General features: G+C 73.5%; 18 protein-coding genes. 16 read left to right on the plus strand and 2 right to left on the minus strand.

What is annotated here, in order from left to right:
• Window positions 1-75: 75 nt before the first annotated feature.
• The 16 genes from AB0924_RS24930 (at window position 76) to AB0924_RS25005 (ending at window position 20,142) form a co-directional block, all read left to right on the plus strand.
• Complete coding sequence (locus AB0924_RS24930; RefSeq protein ID WP_366912558.1) at window positions 76-1,593, plus strand: sugar ABC transporter ATP-binding protein; 1,518 nt, start codon at window positions 76-78, stop codon at window positions 1,591-1,593.
• On the plus strand, window positions 1,590-2,609 hold the full coding sequence (locus AB0924_RS24935; RefSeq protein ID WP_358932674.1) for an ABC transporter permease: 1,020 nt from the start codon (window positions 1,590-1,592) through the stop codon (window positions 2,607-2,609). Before AB0924_RS24930 ends, AB0924_RS24935 begins: the two co-directional genes overlap by 4 nt.
• A 16-nt stretch (window positions 2,610-2,625) precedes the next feature.
• Window positions 2,626-3,690 carry a substrate-binding domain-containing protein gene (locus AB0924_RS24940; protein WP_366912559.1) on the plus strand — a complete coding sequence of 355 codons (1,065 nt, stop codon included), beginning with the start codon at window positions 2,626-2,628 and terminating at the stop codon, window positions 3,688-3,690.
• A gap of 65 nt (window positions 3,691-3,755) precedes the next feature.
• Window positions 3,756-4,985 carry a Gfo/Idh/MocA family oxidoreductase gene (locus AB0924_RS24945; RefSeq protein ID WP_358932669.1) on the plus strand — a complete coding sequence of 410 codons (1,230 nt, stop codon included), beginning with the start codon at window positions 3,756-3,758 and terminating at the stop codon, window positions 4,983-4,985.
• Window positions 4,986-4,997: 12 nt separating this feature from the next.
• The gene (locus AB0924_RS24950) at window positions 4,998-5,996 is read left to right on the plus strand and encodes a sugar phosphate isomerase/epimerase family protein (RefSeq protein ID WP_358932667.1); all 999 of its coding nucleotides are present in this window, start codon (window positions 4,998-5,000) and stop codon (window positions 5,994-5,996) included.
• Between the two features lie 93 nt (window positions 5,997-6,089).
• A complete protein-coding gene (locus tag AB0924_RS24955) occupies window positions 6,090-8,576 on the plus strand; it encodes a PQQ-dependent sugar dehydrogenase (protein WP_366912560.1) in 2,487 nt (828 codons plus the stop codon).
• Between the two features lie 14 nt (window positions 8,577-8,590).
• Window positions 8,591-9,925 (plus strand): ThuA domain-containing protein, encoded by a 1,335-nt coding sequence (locus tag AB0924_RS24960; RefSeq protein ID WP_366912561.1) that lies wholly within the window; start codon window positions 8,591-8,593, stop codon window positions 9,923-9,925.
• 90 nt (window positions 9,926-10,015) lie between these two features.
• Window positions 10,016-11,140 carry an inositol-3-phosphate synthase gene (locus AB0924_RS24965; protein ID WP_366912563.1) on the plus strand — a complete coding sequence of 375 codons (1,125 nt, stop codon included), beginning with the start codon at window positions 10,016-10,018 and terminating at the stop codon, window positions 11,138-11,140.
• Between the two features lie 251 nt (window positions 11,141-11,391).
• Window positions 11,392-12,234 carry an SCO3242 family prenyltransferase gene (locus AB0924_RS24970; RefSeq protein ID WP_366912591.1) on the plus strand — a complete coding sequence of 281 codons (843 nt, stop codon included), beginning with the start codon at window positions 11,392-11,394 and terminating at the stop codon, window positions 12,232-12,234.
• A gap of 72 nt (window positions 12,235-12,306) precedes the next feature.
• The gene (locus AB0924_RS24975; protein ID WP_366912564.1) at window positions 12,307-13,203 is read left to right on the plus strand and encodes a sugar phosphate isomerase/epimerase family protein; all 897 of its coding nucleotides are present in this window, start codon (window positions 12,307-12,309) and stop codon (window positions 13,201-13,203) included.
• Window positions 13,200-13,835, plus strand: coding sequence for an EboA domain-containing protein (locus AB0924_RS24980; RefSeq protein ID WP_358932657.1), 636 nt, complete (start codon window positions 13,200-13,202; stop codon window positions 13,833-13,835). The genes AB0924_RS24975 and AB0924_RS24980 overlap by 4 nt, the downstream gene beginning before the upstream one ends.
• The gene (locus AB0924_RS24985; protein ID WP_366912565.1) at window positions 13,835-14,683 is read left to right on the plus strand and encodes a TatD family hydrolase; all 849 of its coding nucleotides are present in this window, start codon (window positions 13,835-13,837) and stop codon (window positions 14,681-14,683) included. Before AB0924_RS24980 ends, AB0924_RS24985 begins: the two co-directional genes overlap by 1 nt.
• A 5-nt stretch (window positions 14,684-14,688) precedes the next feature.
• Window positions 14,689-15,858: a metabolite traffic protein EboE gene (eboE, locus tag AB0924_RS24990; RefSeq protein ID WP_366912566.1), complete on the plus strand. Its 1,170-nt coding sequence runs from the start codon at window positions 14,689-14,691 to the stop codon at window positions 15,856-15,858.
• Entirely contained in the window at window positions 15,855-17,258 is a 1,404-nt protein-coding gene (locus tag AB0924_RS24995; RefSeq protein ID WP_366912567.1) for a nucleotide pyrophosphatase/phosphodiesterase family protein, read from the plus strand. Before eboE ends, AB0924_RS24995 begins: the two co-directional genes overlap by 4 nt.
• Window positions 17,259-17,270: 12 nt before the next feature.
• Window positions 17,271-18,413 (plus strand): sugar phosphate isomerase/epimerase family protein, encoded by a 1,143-nt coding sequence (locus AB0924_RS25000; protein ID WP_366912568.1) that lies wholly within the window; start codon window positions 17,271-17,273, stop codon window positions 18,411-18,413.
• Window positions 18,414-18,615: 202 nt separating this feature from the next.
• On the plus strand, window positions 18,616-20,142 hold the full coding sequence (locus AB0924_RS25005; protein ID WP_366912569.1) for a hypothetical protein: 1,527 nt from the start codon (window positions 18,616-18,618) through the stop codon (window positions 20,140-20,142).
• Between the two features lie 43 nt (window positions 20,143-20,185).
• On the opposite strand, the gene AB0924_RS25010 is transcribed toward AB0924_RS25005, so the two are convergent.
• Both AB0924_RS25010 and AB0924_RS25015 read right to left on the minus strand, forming a co-directional pair.
• Window positions 20,186-21,454, minus strand: coding sequence for a hypothetical protein (locus AB0924_RS25010; RefSeq protein ID WP_366912570.1), 1,269 nt, complete (start codon window positions 21,452-21,454; stop codon window positions 20,186-20,188).
• Window positions 21,455-21,599: 145 nt separating this feature from the next.
• Window positions 21,600-22,448: an alpha/beta hydrolase gene (locus AB0924_RS25015; protein ID WP_366912571.1), complete on the minus strand. Its 849-nt coding sequence runs from the start codon at window positions 22,446-22,448 to the stop codon at window positions 21,600-21,602.
• Window positions 22,449-22,527 lie beyond the last annotated feature (79 nt).

Below are 22,527 nucleotides of genomic sequence, written 5' to 3' on the forward strand. Positions count from 1 at the left end.
TCTGCCCGGCACCGCGCCCGGCAGCAGGCGCGGCACGCCCTGACACCGGCCCGCACGACCGCCGAGGGGAATCCGATGGCACCAGAAGCACCGCTGCTCAGCATGACCGGCATCACCAAGTCGTTCCCCGGCGTCCGCGCCCTGGACGGCGTCGACCTCGACGTCCAGGCGGGAGAAGTGCACTGCCTCCTCGGCCAGAACGGCGCCGGGAAGTCCACCCTCATCAAGGTCCTGGCCGGCGCCCACCAGCCGGACGGCGGCACCATCCACTGGCGCGGCGAACCCGTCACCCTGCGCTCGCCGATCGCCGCCATGCGCCTCGGCATCGCCACCATCTACCAGGAACTCGACCTGGTGGAGCACATGTCGGTGGCCGAGAACGTCCACCTCGGCCACGAGCCGACGGCCGCCGGGTTCGTCGTACGCGGGAAGACCGCCCGTACCTCGACGAGCGCGCTGCTGGGGCGCCTCGGACATCCCGAGATCGATCCGGGCCGCCTGGTCGGGGACCTGTCGGCGGCCCAGCAGCAGATCGTCTCCATGGCCCGGGCGCTCTCCCACGACGTGCGGCTCATCGTGATGGACGAGCCGTCCGCCGCGCTCGACCCCGACGAGGTCGACAACCTCTTCCGGATCGTCGGGAACCTCACCGCCGAAGGCGTCGCCGTCGTCCACATCTCGCACCGCCTGGAGGAGATCCGGCGCATCGGCGACCGGGTGACCGTCCTCAAGGACGGCCGGGCCGTGGCCCGCGGACTGCCCGCCAGGACCACCCCGACCAGGGACGTCGTCGCCCTGATGACCGGACGCGACGTCGAGTACGTGTTCCCCGCCCGGCCCGCGGCGCCACCCGCCGGCGAGCCCGTGCTGCGGATCCGCCGGCTGGCCCGGGACGGCGAGTTCGCGCCGCTCGACCTCGACGTACGGCCGGGAGAGATCGTCGGCCTGGCCGGGCTGGTCGGATCCGGGCGCTCCGAGATCCTGGAAACGGTCTACGGGGCACGCAGACCCAGCGCGGGCCAAGTCCTGGTCGGCGGCAAGCCGTTGCGGACCGGCAGTGTGCGCGCCGCCGTACGGGCCGGGCTCGGGCTGGCCCCCGAGGAACGCAAGGCGCAGGCGCTGCTGATGCTGGAGTCCGTCACCCGCAACGTGTCCGTCTCCACCCTCTCCCGCTTCTCCCGGGCCGGCTGGGTCGACCGAGGAGCCGAGCGGGGCGCCGCACACGCCGCCACCCGCGAGCTGTCGCTGCGGCCCGACAACCCGGACGTGCCCGTGCGCACCCTGTCCGGCGGCAACCAGCAGAAGGCGGTCCTCGCCCGCTGGCTGCTGCGCGGCTGCCGGGTGCTGCTGCTGGACGAACCCACCCGCGGCGTCGACGTGGGCGCCCGCGCCGAACTGTACGCCGTCGTCCGCCGCCTGGCCGACGAAGGCCTCGCCGTGCTCCTCGTCTCCAGCGAGGTGCCCGAGGTCCTCGGCCTCGCCGACCGCGTCCTGGTGCTCCGCGAGGGCCGGGTCGTGCACACGGCACCCGCCCAGGAACTCGACGAACACCAGGTCCTCGACCTCGTCATGGAAGGAAGCCCGGCGTCATGACGCAGCCCGTCTCCCCGCCCCGGGACACCACCGGCAAGCCGCCGTCGGCCGGCCGGCTCCCCGCCTGGCGCGGCCTGCCGGCCCGCGCCGACGTGCGCACCCTGTCCCTGCTCGGCGTGCTCGCCGCCCTCGTCGTCATCGGCGGCGTCACCAGACCCGACGAGTTCCTGGACACCCGCAACCTCCAACTCGTCCTCACCCAGGCTTCGGTGATCGGCGTGGTCACCGTCGGCATGACTTTCGTCATCACCGCCGGCGGCATCGACCTCTCCGTCGGCGCGATCGTCGCCCTCGCCTCGGTGTGGGCCACCACCGTCGCCACCCAGGAGTACGGTTTCACCGGCATTCTCTTCACCGCGCTGGTCGTGGGCCTCGGCTGCGGACTGGTCAACGGGCTGCTGGTCGCCTACGGCGGCATGGTCCCGTTCATCGCCACCCTCGCCATGCTCGCCTCGGCGCGCGGCCTCGCCCTGCAGATCACCGACGGCCGCACCCAGGTCGTCACCGTCGACGGCGTCCTGAAGCTCGGCGAGCGCGACTCCTATGTCCTGGGCGTCCCGCCGCTCGTGCTGGTCTTCGCGCTGGTCACCATCGCCGGCTGGCTGCTGCTGAACCGCACCACCTTCGGCCGCCGCACCGTCGCCGTCGGCGGCAACGCCGAGGCCGCGCGGCTCGCCGGCATCGACGTCCGCCGGCAGCGCCTCTACCTGTACCTGCTGTCCGGGCTGTGCTGCGGCATCGCCGCCTTCCTGCTGATCGTGCTCTCCGGCTCCGGCCAGAACACCAACGGCAACCTCTACGAACTCGACGCCATCGCCGCCGCGATCATCGGCGGCACCCTGCTCAGCGGCGGCCGCGGCACCATCACCGGCTCCGTGCTCGGCGTCCTGATCTTCACCACGATCACCAACATCTTCGCCCTGAACAACCTCCAGAGCGACGTCCAGCAGATCGCCAAGGGCGCGATCATCGTCGCCGCCGTCCTGGTCCAGCGCCGCACCGCGAGAACGAGCTGAGGAAGGGTCCACCGCCATGCCAGAGCACACCAGCCCCACCACGAACGGCCGCACCAGCCGCAGAGGACTCCTCTTCGGGACCGCGGCGGTCTCCGCCGGCGCCTTCCTCACGGCCTGCACCAGCAACGACACCAAGGACGAGAGCGCGGCCGCCGACACCCGCCCGGCCGCCGACGACAAGCCCGGCAAGCACGTCACCATCGGCTTCGCCGGCCCCCAGGCCGACCACGGCTGGCTCAACGCCATCAACGACAACGCCAAGAGCCGGGCGAAGAAGTACTCCGACGTCGCCCTGGAGATCACCGAGGGCTCCAACGACACCGCCCAGCAGATCGGCCAGATCGAGACCCTCATCAACAAGAAGGTCGACGTCCTGGTCGTGCTGCCCGCCGACGGCAAGGCCCTCACCCAGGTCGGCCTGAAGGCGATGCGCGCCGGCATCCCGGTCGTCAACCTCGACCGCATCTTCAACTCCGCCCAGGCGTACCGCTGCTGGATCGGCGGCGACAACTACGGCATGGGCCTGAGCGCCGGGAACTACATCGGCGAGAAGCTCAAGGACAAGCCGAACGCCCGGGTGATCGAGCTGGCCGGCCTGGACAACCTGGAGCTGACCAAGCAGCGCACCCAGGGGTTCGACGACGCCCTGAAGAACTACCCCAACATCAAGAAGGTGGCCCGGCAGGCGGCCGACTTCACCGTCGAGTCCGGGCAGTCCAAGATGGCCCAGCTCCTGCAGGCCCAGTCCGAGTTCGACGCCCTGTGGAACCACGACGACGACCAGGGCGTGGGCGCGCTGCGCGCCATCGAGCAGGCCGGCCGGGACGGCTTCCTGATGGTCGGCGGGGCCGGCGCGCTCTCCGCCTTCCAGGCCATCAAGCAGGACAACGGTGTACTCAAGGCCACCGTCCTCTACCCGCCGACCATGGCCGCCTCCGCGATCGACCTCGCCCGCGCCCTCGGCCAGGGCAAGGGCGTCGGCGGCCTCGCCGAGTACGAGATCCCCGCCTCGATCACGCTCTACTCGGCCGTCGTGGACAAGGACAACGTCGACCAGTACATGCCCACCGGCTTCCGGTGAGCCCGGGGCCTCCGGGTCCTCGCCCGCACCCCCCACCGCGCCACCACGAAGAGGAGGACGAGCGCATGGAACAGCCGCAGCAGTCGACGGAGCCGGCGGCCCCGGCCGGGGACCCGCCGGAGGGGAAACCCCCGCTGCGCGTCGGCATGGTCGGCTACGCGTTCATGGGCGCCGCCCACTCGCAGGGCTGGCGCACCGCGGGCCGGGTCTTCGACCTGCCCCTGCGGCCCGTCCGGGCCGTGATCTGCGGCCGCGACGAGGCCGCGGCCCGCGCGGCGGCCGGCCGGCACGGCTGGGCGGCGGTGGAGACCGACTGGCGTGCGCTGATCGCCCGGGACGACATCGACCTGGTCGACATCTGCACCCCCGGCGACAGCCACGCCGAGATCGCGCTGGCCGCGCTCGCCGCCGGCAAGCACGTGCTCTGCGAGAAGCCGCTCGCGAACACCGTGGCGGAGGCCGAGACCATGACGGCCGCGGCCGAGGAGGCCCAGGCCCGCGGCCGGGTGGCGATGGTCGGCTTCAACTACCGCCGGGTGCCCGCCACCGCGCTCGCCCGGCGCATGGTCGCCGGCGGCAGGATCGGCACCCTGCGCCATGTGCGGGTGACCTACCTCCAGGACTGGCTGGTGGACCCCCAGTTCCCGCTGACCTGGCGGCTGCGCAGGGAACTGGCCGGCTCCGGTTCCCTGGGCGACCTCGGCGCGCACATCGTGGACCTCGCGCAGTACCTGGCGGGGGAGCGGCTCGCCGGGGTGTCCGCCCTGACCGAGACCTTCGTCCGGGAGCGGCCGCTGCCCGGCGGCGCGGGCAGCGGCCTGACGGCGATGCCGGCGGCCGGCACCGGCGCGGTCACCGTCGACGACGCCGCCCTGTTCACCGGCCGGTTCACCTCCGGCGCCCTGGCCTCCTTCGAGGCCACCCGCTACGCCACCGGCCGGAAGAACGCCCTGCGCATCGAACTCAACGGGGAAAAGGGCTCGTTGTCCTTCGACCTGGAACGCCTCAACGAGCTGTGGTTCCACGACGCCACCGAACCGGGCGCCGAGGCCGGCTTCCGCCGCATCCTCGTCACCGAACCCGAACACCCCTACCTGCAGGCCTGGTGGCCGCCGGGCCACGGACTCGGCTACGAGCACACCTTCGTCCACCAGGTCCGCGACCTCGTCCACGCCATCGCCGAGGGCCGCAGCCCCGAGCCTTCCTTCGCCGACGGACTGCAGGTGCAGCGCGTGCTGGCCGCGGTCGAGGAGAGCGCCGAGAAGAACTCCGTCTACACGTCCGTCGCGGACTGAGGAGGCCCGCCCATGCCGCGCCCGTTCACCCTGTTCACCGGCCAGTGGGCCGACCTGCCCCTGGAGGAGGTCTGCCGGCTCGCCCGCGACTTCGGCTACGACGGCCTCGAACTCGCCTGCTGGGGCGACCACTTCGAGGTGGACAAGGCCCTGTCCGACCCCGCCTACCTGGCCTCCCGCCACCAGCTTCTCGACAAGTACGGCCTGAAGTGCTGGGCCGTGTCCAACCACCTCGTCGGCCAGGCCGTCTGCGACGCCATCATCGACGAGCGCCACCGGGCCATCCTGCCCGCCGCGGTGTGGGGCGACGGCGACCCCGAGGGGGTGCGGCGGCGCGCGGCCGACCGGATGCGGGACACCGCCCGCGCCGCTGCCGCCTTCGGGGTCGACACCGTCATCGGCTTCACCGGCTCCGCGATCTGGCACCTCGTCGCCATGTTCCCGCCCGCCCCCGAATCGATGATCGAACGGGGCTACGAGGACTTCGCGGAGCGCTGGAACCCGATCCTCGACGTCTTCGACGCCGAGGGCGTGCGGTTCGCCCACGAGGTCCACCCGAGCGAGATCGCCTACGACTACTGGACGACCCACCGCGCGCTGGAGGCGATCGGCCACCGCCCCGCCTTCGGGCTGAACTTCGACCCCTCCCACTTCGTCTGGCAGGACCTCGACCCGGTCGGCTTCCTGTGGGACTTCCGCGACCGCATCTACCATGTGGACTGCAAGGAGGCCCGCAAGCGGCTCGACGGCCGCAACGGCCGGCTCGGCTCCCACCTGCCCTGGGGCGACCCGCGCCGCGGCTGGGACTTCGTGTCCGCCGGGCACGGGGACGTGCCCTGGGAGGACGTCTTCCGCATGCTGCGCTCCATCGACTACCGGGGCCCCGTCTCCGTCGAATGGGAGGACGCCGGCATGGACCGGCTGCAGGGCGCCCCCGAGGCCCTGGCCCGCCTCAGGGCCCATGACTTCGAGCCGCCGTCGGCCTCCTTCGACGCGGCCTTCTCCAACTGACCCGCACGTAGAGGTCAGTTCGCAACTCCGGGATGACGGCGCATCCCGGCGCTCGCACCCGCCCGTACAACCAGCCCCTTCTGGAGGCATTTCGTGCACGGGAACGATCGCACCAACCGCACCGGAACCCACAGAACACGTCTGCGCAAGGCGGTCGCGCTGCTGAGCGGCGCCCTGCTCGCCGGCGCCACCCTGACCCTGACCACCCCCCAGGCCGGCGCAGCCGTCACCGGCCAGGACACCACCGCGGCGGCCGAGGACTTCCAGCAGGTCACCCTCGCCAAGGGCGAGGCCGAGGTCGGCGAGCCGATGTCGCTCGCCGTCCTCCCCGACCGCTCGGTCCTGCACACCTCCCGCGACGGCGAGCTCCGCCTCACCGACGCGGCCGGCAACACCAGGATCGCCGGCAAGCTCGACGTGTACTCCCACGACGAGGAGGGCCTCCAAGGCGTGGGCGTCGACCCGGACTTCGCCGACAACCGCTTCATCTACCTCTACTACGCACCCCCGCTGGACACTCCGGCCGGCGACGCCCCCGAGACCGGGACGGCGGCCGACTTCGCGCCCTTCGACGGCGTCAACCGCCTCTCCCGCTTCGTGCTGAAGAGCGACGGCATCCTCGACAAGGCCAGCGAGAAGGAGATCCTCGACGTCAAGACCACCCGTGGCCTGTGCTGCCACGTCGGCGGTGACATCGACTTCGACGCGGCCGGCAACCTGTACCTGTCGACCGGCGACGACTCCAACCCCTTCCAGTCCGACGGCTACAGCCCGCTGGACGAGCGCGCCGACCGCAACCCCGGCTTCGACGCCCAGCGCACCTCGGGCAACACCAACGACCTGCGCGGCAAGATCCTGCGCATCAAGGTCAACGCCGACGGCTCCTACTCCATCCCCGACGGCAACCTGTTCGCGCCCGGGACGGACAAGACGCGGCCCGAGATCTACGCGATGGGCTTCCGCAACCCCTTCCGGTTCAGCGTCGACAAGAAGACCGGCATCCTCTACGTCGGCGACTACGGCCCCGACGCCGGCGCCGCCAACCCCAGCCGCGGCCCGGCCGGCCAGGTCGAGTTCGCCCGCGTCACCAAGCCCGGCAACTTCGGCTGGCCGTACTGCACCGGCGCCAACGACCCTTACGTCGACTACGACTTCGCGACGAAGGCGTCCGGCGCCACGTTCGACTGCTCGGCACCGAAGAACGACTCGCCGCACAACACCGGTCTCACCGACCTGCCCCCGGCCCAGCCGGCCTGGATCCCGTACGACGGCCCGTCCGTTCCGGAGTTCGGCACCGGCTCCGAGTCCCCGATGGGCGGCCCGGTCTACCACTACGACGCCACGCTCGACTCACCCGTGAAGTTCCCCGAGGCCTACGACGGCGACTTCTTCGCCGGTGAGTTCGGCCGCCGCTGGATCAAGCGCATCACCAGCGACGCCGACGGCAAGGTCCAGTCGATCAACGACGTCCCCTGGAGCGGCACCCAGGTGATGGACATGGCGTTCGGCCCCGACGGCGCCCTCTACGTGCTCGACTACGGCACCTCCTGGTTCGGCGGCGACGACAACTCAGGCCTGTTCCGCATCGAGAACGCCACCGACGGGCACTCCCCGGTGGCCCAGGCCGCGGCCGACCGCACCTCGGGACAGGCGCCGCTGAAGGTGGCCTTCTCCTCGGCCGGCTCCAGCGACCAGGACGGCGACGCGCTCACCTACAGCTGGGACTTCGGCGACGGAGCCACCTCGTCGGCCGCCGACCCCACGCACAAGTACAAGAAGAACGGCACCTACACCGCCACGGTGACCGCCAAGGACACCACCGGCCGCACCGGCAGCGCGAGCGTCCAGGTGGTCGTCGGCAACACCGCGCCCAAGGTCACCCTGGAACTCCCGCAGGACGGGCAGCTGTTCAGCTTCGGTGACGCCGTGCCGTTCAAGGTGAAGGTCACCGACCCCGAGGACGGCAAGGCGGTCGACTGCTCCAAGGTCACCGTCAACTTCATCCTCGGCCACGACACCCACGGCCACCCGCTGACCTCCGCACAGGGCTGCTCCGGCACCATCCAGACCAGTGCCGACGGCGGACACGACGAGGACGCGAACATCTTCGGTGTCCTCGACGCCCAGTACACCGACGGCGGAGGCGGCGGCCAGGACGCGCTCACCACGCACGCCCGCAGCGTCCTGCAGCCCCGGCACCGCCAGGCCGAGCACTTCAGCACCTCCTCCGGCGTCACGGTGACCGCCCGGACCAGCGCTCACGGCGCCAAGACCGTCGGCGACATCCACAACGGCGACTGGATCGCCTTCACCCCGTACGCCCTCTCCGACGCCAAGAAGATCACCGCGCGCGTCGCCTCCGCCGGGGCCGGCGGCACCCTCGAGGTCCGCGCCGGATCCGCCACCGGCACCCTGCTCGGCAAGGCCACCGTCCCCGTGACCGGCGGCTGGGACACCTATCAGGACGTCACCGCCGCGCTGTCCCGCGCACCGCGCGGCAGCACCACGCTCTACCTCGTCTTCAAGGGCGGCAGCGGCGCCCTGTTCGACGTCGACGACTTCACCTTCACCACCGGCTGAGAGGAGGACACACCGTGCGACCAACTGGCAGGATCACCACCGCGGCGCTCGGCGCCGCCCTGCTCCTCGGCTGCGTGACCGCACCCGCCGTGTCGGACCCGGCCCACGCCAAGCGTGTCCTGGTCTTCTCCAAGACCGCCGGCTTCCGGCACGACTCGATCCCCGAGGGCATCACGGCCGTCAGGCAGCTCGGCGCGGCGAACGGCTTCACCGTCGACGCCACCGAGGACGCCGGGGCCTTCACCGGCAAGAACCTCAGCCGCTACGACGCCGTGGTGTTCATGTCGACCACCGGCGACGTCCTCGACGCCGCCCAGCAGGAGGCGTTCGAGGGGTACATCCGGCACGGCGGAGGCTACGTCGGCGTCCACGCCGCCGCCGACACCGAGTACGACTGGGCGTTCTACGGCGGCCTCGCGGGCGCCTGGTTCCAGAACCACCCGGCGATCCAGCCCGCCACCGTGAACGTCGAGGACCGGGCCCACCCGGCCACAGCGCACCTCGGGCGTACCTGGGAGCGCACCGACGAGTGGTACAACTACCGCTCCAACCCCCGCGAGCGTGCGCACGTCCTCGCCTCGCTCGACGAGGCGTCGTACTCCGGCGGCGCCATGGCGGGGGACCACCCCATCGCCTGGTGCCAGGAGTACCAGGGCGGCCGCGCCTTCTACACCGGGGGCGGCCACACGAAGGAGTCGTACACCGACCCGGCGTTCCGCGCCCACCTGCTGGGCGGGCTGCGGTACGCGATCGGTGACGTGCGGGCGGACTGCCGCCCGGAGAACGGATACAGCCGGCTGTTCGACGGCACCTCCGCCTCCCTGGACGGCTGGAAGCAGGCCGGCCCCGGCTCCTTCACCCTCTCCGCCGACGGCACGCTCACCTCGACCGGCGGGATGGGCCTGCTCTGGTACGCGGGCAGAAGCTTCGGCTCGTACTCGCTGAAGCTCGACTGGAAGACGGCCGGCGACGACAACTCCGGTGTCTTCGTGGGCTTCCCGCCCTCGGACGACCCGTGGTCGGCCGTGGACAACGGTTACGAGATCCAGATCGACGCCACCGACGTGCCCGAGAAGACCACGGGGTCCGTCTACGGCTTCAAGTCCGCCGACCTGAAGAAGCGCGACCGCGCGCTGAACCCGCCGGGCGAGTGGAACACGTACGAGATCCGGGTCCAGGGCGAACGCCTGCGGATCTGGCTCAACGGCGTGAAGATCAACGATTTCACCAACACCGACCCGGCCCGGAGCCTCACCGACGGACACATCGGCCTGCAGAACCACGGGGCCGGCGACCAGGTGTCCTTCCGTGACGTCCGGATCAAGGAACTGCCCGGCAAGGGCCACTGAACGGCGGCGGGCGGGAGACGCCGGACTCCCGCCCGCCGTCACCTTCCCTTCCCTCACGGGGAGTTCATGCCCTGGACAAGGAGGCTGCTCATGTCCGCGTCCCTCTCCCGCCCCCCTCGCACCGGCGTCTGGCTCGTCGGGGCCCGGGGTTCGGTCGCCACCACCGTCGTCGCCGGATGCGCCGCCGTGACGGCCGGCCTGCGCGCGCCCACCGGTCTGGTCACCGAGGCGCCCGCCTTCGCCGGCAGCGGCCTGCCCGCGTGGTCGTCCCTGGTCTTCGGCGGCCACGACACCACGGACTGCCCGCTGCCCAAGCGCGCCGAGGAACTGGCCGCGGGCGGCGTCCTCCCGCCCGGACTGCCCGCCGCCGTCGAGGCCGAACTCGACGAGGCCGAACGGGAGATCAGGCCCGGCGGCCCGCTGCCCGGCGACACCCGGGACGAGGACGGGCTGATCACCGCGTTCGCCGCCGACATCCAGGACTTCGTACGACGGCGCGGGCTGGCCCGCGCGGTCGTCGTGAACGTCGCCTCCACGGAACCGGTCCCGGCCGGACCGCACCTGCCGCCCAGCTCCCTGTACGCGGCGGCCGCCCTGCGCGCCGGCTGCCCCTACGTCAACTTCACCCCGTCGGCCGGCCTGCACCACCCGTCTCTCGCCCCGCTCGCCGCGTCGAGCGCGGTGCCGTACGCGGGCCGGGACGGCAAGACCGGCCAGACCCTGCTGCGCTCCGTCCTCGGCCCCATGTTCGCCCAGCGGGCACTGGACGTCCGGGCCTGGTCCGGCACCAACCTGCTCGGCGGCGGCGACGGCGCCTCGCTGGCCGACCCGGCCGCCGCCGCGGCCAAGAACGCGGGCAAGGAACGCGTCCTCACCGACACCCTGGGCGGCACCCCCGAGGGCGAGGTCCACATCGACGACGTGCCGGCGCTCGGCGACTGGAAGACCGCCTGGGACCACATCGCCTTCGACGGCTTCCTCGGCACCCGCATGATCCTTCAGACGATCTGGCAGGGCTGCGACTCGGCCCTCGCCGCACCCCTCGTCCTCGACCTGGCCCGTCTCACGGCCCGCGCCCACGAGCGCGGCCTGACCGGACCCCTCGCCGAACTGGCCTTCTTCTTCAAGGACCCGGTCGGCAGCGCCCCGGCGGCACTGGCGGAGCAGTACGCGGAACTGGTGCGGTTCGCCGCGCGGCTCGGGGAGGGCGAGTGATCCGGTTGCCTGGATCGGCCGCGGCACCGGAACCGCGGACGCTGTCCGCCACGCGGGCCCGCCCGGCCGCGGTAGCGGCCCCGGTCACCGCCGCCCGGCGCCGTCGGGCCGGGGACGGGCCGGAGGACGGGCGCACCCGAGCGGTCGCGGCCGGAGGGACCGGCGCGGCCGGCCCGGTCGCGGTGCCGGGGGACTCCGCCGGCTCCCGTCCCCCCTCGGCCACCACACCCCCTCCCGGCCCTTCCGGCCGACTGAAGGCCTGGGCCGAACTGCTGCGGCTGCCCGCGCTGTTCACCGTTCCGGGGGACGCGCTCGCCGGAGCCGCCGCCGCGGCCGGGCGGCCCGGCCGGCGCGCGCTGCTCACCGTCGGCTGCTCACTGTGTCTGTACGAGGCCGGGATGGCGCTCAACGACTGGGCGGACCGGGCGGAGGACGCCGTCGAACGCCCGCACCGGCCCCTCCCGTCGGGCCGGGTCCGCCCCGCCGCGGCCCTCACCGCGGCCTGCGCGCTCACGGCCGCCGGTCTCGCGCTGGCCGCCCGCGCGGGCCGCCCCGCGCTGACGGTCGCCGTGCCGCTCGCGGCCACCGTCTGGTCGTACGACCTCGGCCTGAAGCGCACCCCCGCCGGCCCGGGCGCGATGGCCGCCGCCCGCGGCCTCGACCTGCTGCTCGGGGCCGCAGCCACCACCGGCCGCGTCCGCCCGGCGCTGGCCCCGGCCGCACTGCTCGGCACCCACACCCTCGCCGTCACCGCCGTCTCCCGCCAGGAGACCCGCACCGGCTCCCCGCTCGTCCCGCTCGCGGCCCTGACCGCGACGGCGCTGCTGGCGAGGGCACTGCCGGCGCGCCCGCCCACCCTCCTCGGCACCGCCCTCGCCGCCGGCTACGCCGCGACCGCCGCCCGCCCCTACCTGCACGCCGCACTCAACCCCTCGCCGCCGCTCACCCAGCGCGCGGTCGGGGCCGGCATCCGCGCCACCATTCCGCTGCAGGCCGCCCTCGCCGCCCGCGCCGGAGCCACCGCGACCGCCCTCGCCACGGCGGCCCTCGGCCCCCTGGCCCGCCGGTTCGCGAGGCGGGTGAGCCTCACATGACGCCCGGGCGACCGGCGTCCCCGCCCCGCGCATCCGTCCCGACGTCCCGGCCGGCAGGAAGGTGAACCCCGCATGACCCCCCAGCCATCGGCCCTGCGCTTCGGCTACGGCACCAACGGCCTCACCGACCTCCGGCTCGGCGACGCCCTGGCCCTCCTCGCCGATCTCGGCTACGACGGTGTCGGACTGACCCTCGACCACATGCACCTCGACCCGCTCGCCCCCGGCCTCGCCGACCGCACCCGGCAGGTCGCCCGCCGCCTCGCCGAACTGGGGCTCACGGTGACCGTGGAGACCGGTGCCCGCTACGTCCTCGACCCGCGCCGCAAGCACGGCCCCTCGCTCCTGGACCCGGACCCGCGGGAGCGTCTCCGGCGCGTGGACCTGCTGCTGCGCGCGGTGCGGGTCGCCGCCGACCTCGGCGCGCACGCCGTGCACTGCTTCAGCGGAATCGTTCCGCCTGGCAGCGACCGCGCCACGGCCTGGCTCCGGCTCGCCGCCGCCCTCGCACCCGTCGTGGAGGCGGCCGACGCCGCCGGGGTCCCGCTCGCCGTCGAACCCGAGCCCGGCCATCTGCTGGCCACCCTCGCCGACTTCCACCACCTGCGCGGCCTGCTGGGCGACCCGCCCGCCCTCGGTCTCACCCTCGACATCGGCCACTGCCAGTGCCTGGAACCCCTGCCGCCCGAGGACTGCGTGCGCGCCGCCGCGCCCTGGCTGCGGCACGTCCAGATCGAGGACATGCGGCGCTCGGTCCACGAGCACCTCCCGTTCGGCGAGGGAGAGATCGGCTTCCCGCCCGTCCTCGCCGCCCTCGAATCGACCGGATACCGCGGACTGACGGTCGTGGAACTGCCCCGCCACTCCCACGCCGGCCCCCGGTACGCGGAGGCGTCCCTGCCGTTCCTGCGCGCCGCGGCCACCGGTGGCCCGGACACCGCGGCCGTGCCAGAACGGAGCACCGCATGAACATCCCGCCCGTCGCGGACACCGGACCCGAGGCCCTCCGCGACCACCTCGACACCCACCTCGACCCGGAGGCCCGCGCCTGGTTCCACCGGGCCCTCGAGGAGGCCGCCGCCCATTCCGGCGGGCGCGGGCCGATCTCCGTGTGGGAGCTGCGCCTCGCGGAAGCCGGCCGCCGCTGCGGCCCCCGGCACGCCGACGCCGTCCGCGTCCTCATCCTGCACGCGGCCCGCGCCGACGCGACCGTGCTCAGCCGCGTCTACCACCAGGGCACCGCCGCCGAACGACGGGCCGTCCTGCACGCCCTGCCCCATCTCGTCCCCGGACCCGGCGCCGTCGGGCTGGTCGAGGACGCCCTGCGAACCAACGACACCCGGCTGGTCGCCGCCGCCCTCGGCGCCTACGGAGCCCGCCACCTCGAACCCCACGCCTGGCGGCACGCCGTCCTCAAGTGCCTGTTCACCGGAGTCCCCGTCGACCTGGTCGCCGGCCTCGACGAACGCGCCCGCGGCGACACCGAACTGGCCCGCATGCTGGCCGACTTCGCGGCCGAACGCACCGCCGCCGGCCGGCCCGTGCCCAGCGGCCTCCACCACCTCCTGACCCTGGCCGCGCAGCCCCGCGAGGAGTCCTGATGCGCCTGTTCGACCCCCACATCCACATGACCTCCCGCACCACCGACGACTACGAGGCCTTGCGCGCCGCGGGCGTCCGCGCCGTCGTGGAGCCCTCGTTCTGGCTCGGCCAGCCCCGCACCTCGCCCGCCTCCTTCCTCGACTACTTCGACTCGCTGCTCGGCTGGGAGCCGTTCCGCGCCGCCCAGTACGGCATCGCCCACCACTGCACGCTCGCCCTCAACCCCAAGGAGGCGAACGACCCCCGCTGTCTGCCCGTCCTGGACGAACTGCCCCGCTACCTCGTCAAGGACCACGTCGTCGCTGTCGGTGAGATCGGCTACGACTCCATGACCCCGGCCGAGGACAAGGCCCTGGCCGCACAGCTCCAACTGGCCGCCGACCACGGTCTGCCCGCCCTGGTGCACACCCCGCACCGCGACAAGCTCGCCGGGCTGCGCCGCACCCTCGACGCCGTCCGCGAGTCCGCCCTGCCCCTCGACCGGGTCCTCGTCGACCACCTCAACGAGACGACCGTCGAGGAGGCCAAGGACAGCGGCTGCTGGCTGGGTTTCTCGGTCTACCCCGACACCAAGATGGACGAGCACCGGATGGTGGCGATCCTGCGGGCGTACGGACCCGACCGGGTGCTGGTGAACTCCGCCGCCGACTGGGGCAGGAGCGACCCGCTGAAGACCCGCCGGGTCGCCGATCTGATGCTCGCCGAGGGCTTCACCGAGGACGAGGTCGACCGGGTGCTGTGGCGCAACCCCGTCGCCTTCTACGGCCTCAGCGGCCGCCTCGACCTGGAGACCCGCCCGCCGGAGGCCACCCACGAGGGCAACTCCCTGCTGCGCGGCGGGGAGTGACCGCGATGCGGCTGCGCCACCCCGACGGCACCACCGTCCACCTCGCCTACTGCACCAACGTCCACCCCGCGGAGACCCTGGACGGCGTCCTCGCCCAGCTCCGCGACCACTGCGAGCCCGTGCGCCGCCGCCTCGGCCGCGACCGCCTCGGCATCGGCCTCTGGCTCGCCCGCGACGCCGCCCGCACCCTGGACGGCGACCCCTCCGCCCTGCGCACCCTGCGCCGCGAACTGCGCCGGCGCGGCCTGGAGGTCGTCACCCTCAACGGCTTCCCGTACGAGGGGTTCGGCGCCGCCGAGGTCAAGTACCGCGTGTACCGGCCCGACTGGGCCGACCCGGAGCGCCTCGCGCACACCACGGCGCTCGCCCGGATCCTCGCCGCGCTGCTGCCCGACGACGTCACCGAGGGCAGCATCTCCACCCTGCCGCTCGGCTGGCGCACCGCCTGGACCGCCGACCGGGCCCGCGCCGGGCACCAGGCCCTGCTCACCCTCGCCGAGCGCCTGGACGCCCTGGCGGAACTTACCGGCCGCTCCGTCCGGGTCGGTCTGGAGCCCGAGCCCGGCTGCACCGTGGAGACCACCGGCGACGCCCTGGCCCCGCTCACCGCCGTGGCACACCCCCGCATCGGCGTCTGCGTGGACACCTGCCACCTCGCCACCTCCTTCGAGGAGCCGCGCGCCGCGCTGGACGCCCTCGCCGCCGCCGGTGTACCCGTCGTCAAGTCCCAGCTCTCCGCCGCGCTGCACGCCGAACACCCCGCCCGGCCGGACGTCCGCACCACCCTCGCCGCCTTCGCCGAGCCCCGCTTCCTGCACCAGACCCGCACCGTCACCGAGACCGGACGGCACGGCACCGACGACCTCGACGAAGCCCTCGGCGGCGACACCCTGCCCACCGGCGCCCCCTGGCGGGCCCACTTCCACGTCCCGCTGCACGCGGCCCCGGCGGCACCCCTGACCGCCACCCTCCCCGTGCTCAAGACCGCGCTCGGCCGCCTCGTGGGCGGCCCCCGCCCGCTCACCCGGCACCTGGAGGTCGAGACCTACACCTGGCAGGCGCTCCCGCCCGGGCTGCGCCCCCGCGCCCGCGACCGGCTCACCGACGGCATAGCCGCCGAACTCGCCCTCGCCCGCGACCTGCTGACCGACCTCGGCCTGAAGGAGCTGCCATGACCGCGACCGGCCGGCCCACCCCACTGCTCGTCCTCGACGTCGTCGGTCTCACCCCGAAACTGCTCCACCACATGCCGCACCTCCAGGCCCTCGCCGCCGCCGGCTCCCGGGCCCACCTGGGTACCGTCCTGCCCGCCGTCACCTGCGCCGCCCAGTCCACCTTCCTCACCGGCGCCCCGCCCGCCGAGCACGGCATCGTCGGCAACGGCTGGTACTTCCGCGAACTCGGCGACGTCCTGCTGTGGCGCCAGCACAACGGGCTGGTCGCCGGGGACAAGGTGTGGGACGCCGCCCGCCGCGCCCACCCCGGCTACACCGTCGCCAACATCTGCTGGTGGTACGCGATGGGAGCCGACACCGACATCACCGTCACCCCGCGCCCGGTCTACTACGCCGACGGCCGCAAGGAACCCGACTGCTACACCCGGCCCCCCGCCCTGCACGACGAACTCACCGAGAGGTTCGGCACGTTCCCGCTCTTCCACTTCTGGGGGCCCGGCGCCGACCTGGTCTCCAGCCGCTGGATCATCGACGCCACCCGGCACGTGATCCGCACCCGACGGGCCGACCTGACGCTCTGCTACCTCCCGCACCTCGACTACGACCTCCAGCGCTACGGCCCCGACGACCCCCGCGCCCTGCGGGCGGCCGCCGACCTCGACGCGGCCATGGCCCCGCTGCTGGACGACGCCCGGGAGGAGGGCCGTACGGTCGTCGCCCTGTCCGAGTACGGCATCACCCCGGTGAGCCGGCCCGTCGACATCAACCGGGCCCTGCGCCGCGCCGGTCTGCTGGAGGTGCACACCCAGGACGGCATGGAGTACCTCGACCCGATGGCGTCACGCGCCTTCGCCGTCGCCGACCACCAGATCGCCCACGTCTACGTCCGCCGTCCCGAGGACCTCGCCGCCACCCGGGCCGCGCTCGACGAGCTCCCCGGCATCGGCGAACTCCTCGACGACGAGGGCAAGAAGGCCCGCCACCTGGACCATCCCCGCGCCGGCGAACTCGTCGCCGTCGCGGAACCGGACTCCTGGTTCACGTACTACTACTGGCTGGACGACGACCGCGCGCCCGACTTCGCGCGCCTGGTCGAGATCCACCGCAAACCCGGATACGACCCGGTCGAGCTGTTCATGGACCCGCTCGACCCCTACGTGAAGCTCAGGGCCGCCGCCGCCCTCGCCCGCAAGAAGGCCGGGCTGCGCTACCGCATGGCGGTCGTCCCCCTGGACCCCTCACCCATCCGCGGCAGCCATGGCCGGCTGCCCACGAGCGACGACGACGGTCCGCTCCTCCTGTGCTCCACCCCCCGCGCCGTCGGCGACCGCATCGCGGCCACCGACGTGAAGTCACTCCTGCTCGAACTCGCCGGCCTCGGCACCGGCGACCCGTCCTGAGGGAAGGCACCCGTGAACAACACCCATGACACCGAAGACCAGTTGCGCCGCAGCCTCGGCATCGGCCGCCGCGGCTTCCTGAGCACCTGCACCGCCGTCGCGGCGGGCGCGATCGCCGCGCCCGTCCTCGGCGCCGCCCCGGTGCACGCCGCGCCCAAGGCGGCCGCCGACACCGGCGAGGGCCACACGCTGGTGCCCGCGGACAAGCGCGGCATCATCCTCTACACCGTGCGAGACGCGATCGGCCGCGACCCGCTGACCACCTCCCTCCCTTCCGGCTTCCGCGCCGTGTTCGAGCAACTGGCCCGGTTCGGCTACCGCCAGGTCGAGTTCGCCGGCTACGGCCAGCACGCCAACGCCCCCGGCGGCGCGAACCTGGAATCCGTCGAGGGCGCCAGGCTGCTGCGCCGCTGGCTGGACGACAACGGACTGCGCGCCCAGGGCAACCACGGCTTCATCCCCGGCTCCTGGCCGCTCGGCAGCGCCGACCTGGACACCTTCAAGAAGCACCTGGAGATCGCCAACATCCTCGGCATGGCCCACGTCGGCACCGGTGGCGACCCCACCAGCAGCTCCTACAAGGCCGACTGGGACGTTGCCGCCGACAAGTGGCACGCCCTCGGCGCGCTCGCCCGCCGCGAGGGACTGAAGCTCTACACCCACAACCACGACGCGGCCTACGGCTTCCTGCTCGACGGCGGCCCGCTCGACGCCCAGGGCCGCCCCACCCGCAGCTCCGGCATCCGCAAGCTGGAGTACTTCCTGTCCATCACCGACCCCAAGCTGGTCTGGCTGGAGATGGACATCTTCTGGGCGCACGTGGCCCAGTACAAGTTCCGTACCTACACCGCCCACGACGGCTCCACACTGACCGACATCTTCGACCCGGCCGGCCTGGTCGAACGCCACGACAAGCGCTACCCGCTGTTCCACGCCAAGGACGGCGTCGTCAACAACACCAACGGGATGGGCTACGACATGGTCCCGTTCGGCACCGGCGTCATCGACTACACGACGTTCTTCTCCCGTGTCGGCCACCGCAACTACCACAACCCGATGGTCGAGCAGGACAACGCCCCGAGCGGCACCAACCCGGGCCAGTCCCTGGAGCACGCGGCGATCGGCTACCGCAACCTGGCGGCCCTGCGCCGCTAGCGACGGGCCGCGGCGCAGGGCCGTGCCGTACCCCGGTACGGCCCTGCGCCGCCCCCGGCGGACACCGTCCCGGACCCCCTCTGTCGAGCCCGCTCCAGCGGCCTTACACTGCCCATCCTCAGACATGTGGGGACAGTTGACGGGGGGAGCCGCCATGTCCGGAAATCCGTATGGTCCGGGACCGGGATTCGCCGTACCACCCATGCCGCAGGCACCGCCGCCCGCACCGCCGGACGGCCTGCGGGCGGCCGCCGTCGCGGTGCTCAACCTCAGCGGCCTCGGCCTCGGTTACGCACTGGTCCGCAGATGGCTGCCGATGGCCGCCTGCTGGGTGGCGACCGCGGTCCTGCTGTTCGTCGCCCTGCCCGCCGACGCGGACGGCGTCCCGGGACCCGCCCTCGTCCTCTACGGTGTCCTGCTGCTGCTCGCGGCCGTGCACGGCGCGGTCGTCGGACTGCGCACCCGGCTCACGGGACCGGCCGGCGCACCCCTCGCCCTGCTGCTCGCCGTGCTGCTGCTCGCCGTACCGGCGGGCGGCGCCCTCTGGTACCAGGACGCCAGGGAAGAGGCCGTGCAACAGGCGCTCCTGGACCGTCTCGAACGGGCCGACCACCTGGTGACGGCGGCCGGCCGGCACTCCTTCGCCACCGCCCGCTCCGACTACCGGAGTGCCCTCGACGTCTACCGCGACCTCGCGGTGAACCACCCCGGCTCCCGCGCGGCCGGCCAGGTCCCCGACCGCATGCGGACCTACTACACGACGGTCGGCGCCGCCTACGACCACCGGGACTACTGCGCGGCCGTCGAGCCGCTCACCTACCTGCGCACGGTGCCCCGCACCATGCCGAAGCGGCAGCTCGGCTCGCTGGCGCGGTGGCCGGACGACCGCCTCGCCACCTCGCTGTACGAGTGCGGCTCGGCGGGACTGACGGACGGTGAGGCGGACTGGGTCGCGCGCTTCGGCGACCTGCTGACCACCTTCCCGTCGTCCGCCCCGGCGGCCAGGGTGGCGCCCGCGGTGGACGCGGCGGTGAGCAAGGCCGAGAAGGGCGTCCGCGGTGGTGAACCCTGCGCCGCCGTGGAGCGGTTGAACACCCTGAACGGCCGGATCACCGACCTCGCGCGCAGCGCGTCCGGCGCGGCGGACACGGCGGACGACCTCACCAGGACCGCCGGCCGGGCGGGCCGCAGCGGGAACGCCGGGCAGTACTCCTGCGGCGTCGACCAGTTCAAGGACGGCGACTTCGACGCGGCGCAGAAGACGATGGAGGGTTACGTCGACGGCAACAAGCACGGCGGGAACCTGGAGCGCGCCAAGAAGATAGCCATCGGCGCCGAGGTGGCCCGGACCCTGCCGGCCGCGGGGAAGAAGCTGCCCAGCACCGCCTCCGGTGGCAGCATCTCCGTCACGGTCAAGAACGACAGCCCCGACGACGTCACCGTCCTGTACACGGGACCGGTCACCGGCAGCTTCACCCTCAAGGGATGCGGCGCCTGCAAGGCGTACTCGCTCTCCAGCACGCTCATGACCGGTTTCAAGCCCTGTGACGACAGCGGCCGGCACTACCCGCAGCGCACGCTCAGCCTGCCGGTCGGCACCACGTACTTCGTGCACAAGCCGCACGGCGGCAGCACCGCGACGCCCGCCTCCGACACCGCCAAGCTGCGGTCCGGGTACGTCTACACGGAATGCGCCTACACGACCCGGACGCTGGGGTCCAGCTACTGACCGCGCGGGGCGGGCCGGGCCCGCCCCGCGTCCGGCGGTACCGTCAGCGCTGCCGGGCGGCGCGACGGCGGACCGCCAGCACGGTGCCCGCGCCGAGGACCACGGCCCCGGCCGCCGCGCCCGCCAGCGGCAGGGCGGGCCCCGCGCCGGTGTCCGCCATCCCGCCGCCGGTGGCGGCCGTCCCCGCGGTGCCGGCCGTGGCGGTGCCGCCGGTGCCACTCGACCCGGAACCGGAGGCCGACCCGGACGCCGAGCCGCCGCTGGTCCCCGTGCCGGAGCCGCCGGTTGAGGACGTCGAGCCGCCGCCCGTCGTGGAGCCGCCGCCGGTGGCGTCGAGCACGATGTCCGCGGTGTCGTTCGCCTTGTGGATGTCGAACGGCCGCGGCTGCCCGGCGAGCGCCACCGAACCCCTGGCCCCCGGCACCGCCTTGTCGATCCGCAGACTGAACCGGTAGGTCCCGCCTTCGCCCTCGTTGATCCAGGCCTGGGCGGTGCCGCATTCGTAGGTGCCCGACCCGAGGCTCTCGCAGAATCCGTCGGTCTTGGTGACCGAGGTTCCGGCGGGCATCTTGATGCGGATCCGGGTCGCCCCGGCGCCGATCTCCCGCAGCACCCAGCCGGGCCCGGCGTTGGTGAACCTCACCACCAGCGGCACCGTGTCACCGGCCCGGCCCTTCAGCCGGGCTCCGCTCACCTGGAAGTCGGCAGTGTTCTTCGCGGTCACCTTCACGGTCGCCCCGTCCCAGCCGGCGTGCTGGGCGCTGCCCGGGGCGGCTGGGGTCTCGTCGGGCCGCTCCACCAGCTTCAGCGCCGGCCCGGTGCCGCGCACCGGCTCGGAGGCGCCGTCGCCCTGACCGGTCTCGGTGCTCGTGACCGTCACCCGCAACTCGTCGTAGAGGGCATGGTCGAGGGCCTTCAGGGTCAGCGGTCGCTCGGGGGCGTAGACGACGCCCGGCTTGACCGTCTGGTCGAACTGGCAGACCACGACCGAGTGGCTCGGCTCCTCGTCGAAGTCGGTGATCTCGTAGCGGAGGCAGTTGGAGGGCACCTCGGTGTGGCCGAGCCCGCGGGTGACGGAGTACGACATCCAGACCTTGCCGAGCGCCGCGGTACCCGTGTTGGTGAAGGAGGTGGGAACCGTGAACCGGCTGCCGGGCCGCAGCCCGTCGAGCGGGGCGATCTTCCCGAGGACCAGGGCGGGTTCCGGGTCCGCGGCAGCGGCGGGGGCGGCACCGAGGGCGATCAGGGCGACGGCGCCGACGGCACCGGCGGTTCGGCGCGTCGCACGGGAGCCGGAGAGCGTGGGGGGCATGGAATCCTCGTGGATGGAGCGGCTGTTGCGGACAGGTGAACCTGGAGGGAACGCGCGTTCCCCGAAGGAAGACCGCCCTGACCGCCCGAGGGTTGTACCCGGACCCGGTCCGGCTGCGGGTGCCGGCGCCGGGCGTCGGGTGCCGTCACTCCCCGGCCTGCCGGGCCAGCCACTCCAGGGCGCCGGCCGCCGCGGCCAGCACCGAGATGTGCCCGTCGTCGGGCCCGGGCCGGAGTTCGGCGGAGGGGCAGCGGCTCGCCAGCCACTGTCCGTGGGCGAAGGGGACGACCCGGTCCCGCCCGCCGTGCAGGAGCAGCACCGGAGCGGTGACCGACGCCGGATCGCACCCCCATGGACGCACGTAGGCCAGATCGTCGTCGATGAGCCCGCCGGGACCGGCGGCGACGGCCGGCCGGACGACCTTGTCGAACCAGGACCAGTCACCGGCGAGCGCCGCGTGGTCGGCCGGGGTGAACATCTCCGGGTCGTACTCCGCGTCCGCCTCGTGCCGTTCCTTGGCCTCGCGGCCCGCCGCGGCCGATGTGAGCGAGGCACGGCAGGACGGGGCCATGCCCGCGAACCAGTCGAGCCCCCCGGCGCCGAACGGGGCGAGTCCCGACACGGCGACCACGCCCAGCACCCGCTCGCGCAGCACCGCGGCACACGCCAGGGCGTGCGAGGCCCCGCCGGAGTGGCCCATGACCGCGAACCGGCCGAGGCCGAGCGCGTCGGCGACCCGGCGGGCGTCGTCCGCGGCCGACGCGACGGTTCGGCCGGGGACCGGGTCGGACCCGCCGTACCCGGGCCGGTCGTACGACACCCAGCGGATCCCGAGCCGGGCGGAGACGGCGAAGAGCGGCTCGGGCGGCAGGCCCACGTTGGGCGTGCCGTGCTGCCACAGGACGGGGAGACCACCGGTCCCGGTGTCGTAGACGCGCAGCCTGCGGCCGCCGGGCGAATCCACGGTGGACTCGCCGACTCGAACGTTCTCCATGGTGCGGGTCCTTCCGGAGGGGCGCGGACGGGGACACTGCCGGCGTAGTGACCCCGCGGCCGCCCGGAAGTCATCGCTC

Source organism: Streptomyces sp. NPDC047869, assembly GCF_040704065.1.
Taxonomy (GTDB): domain Bacteria; phylum Actinomycetota; class Actinomycetes; order Streptomycetales; family Streptomycetaceae; genus Streptomyces.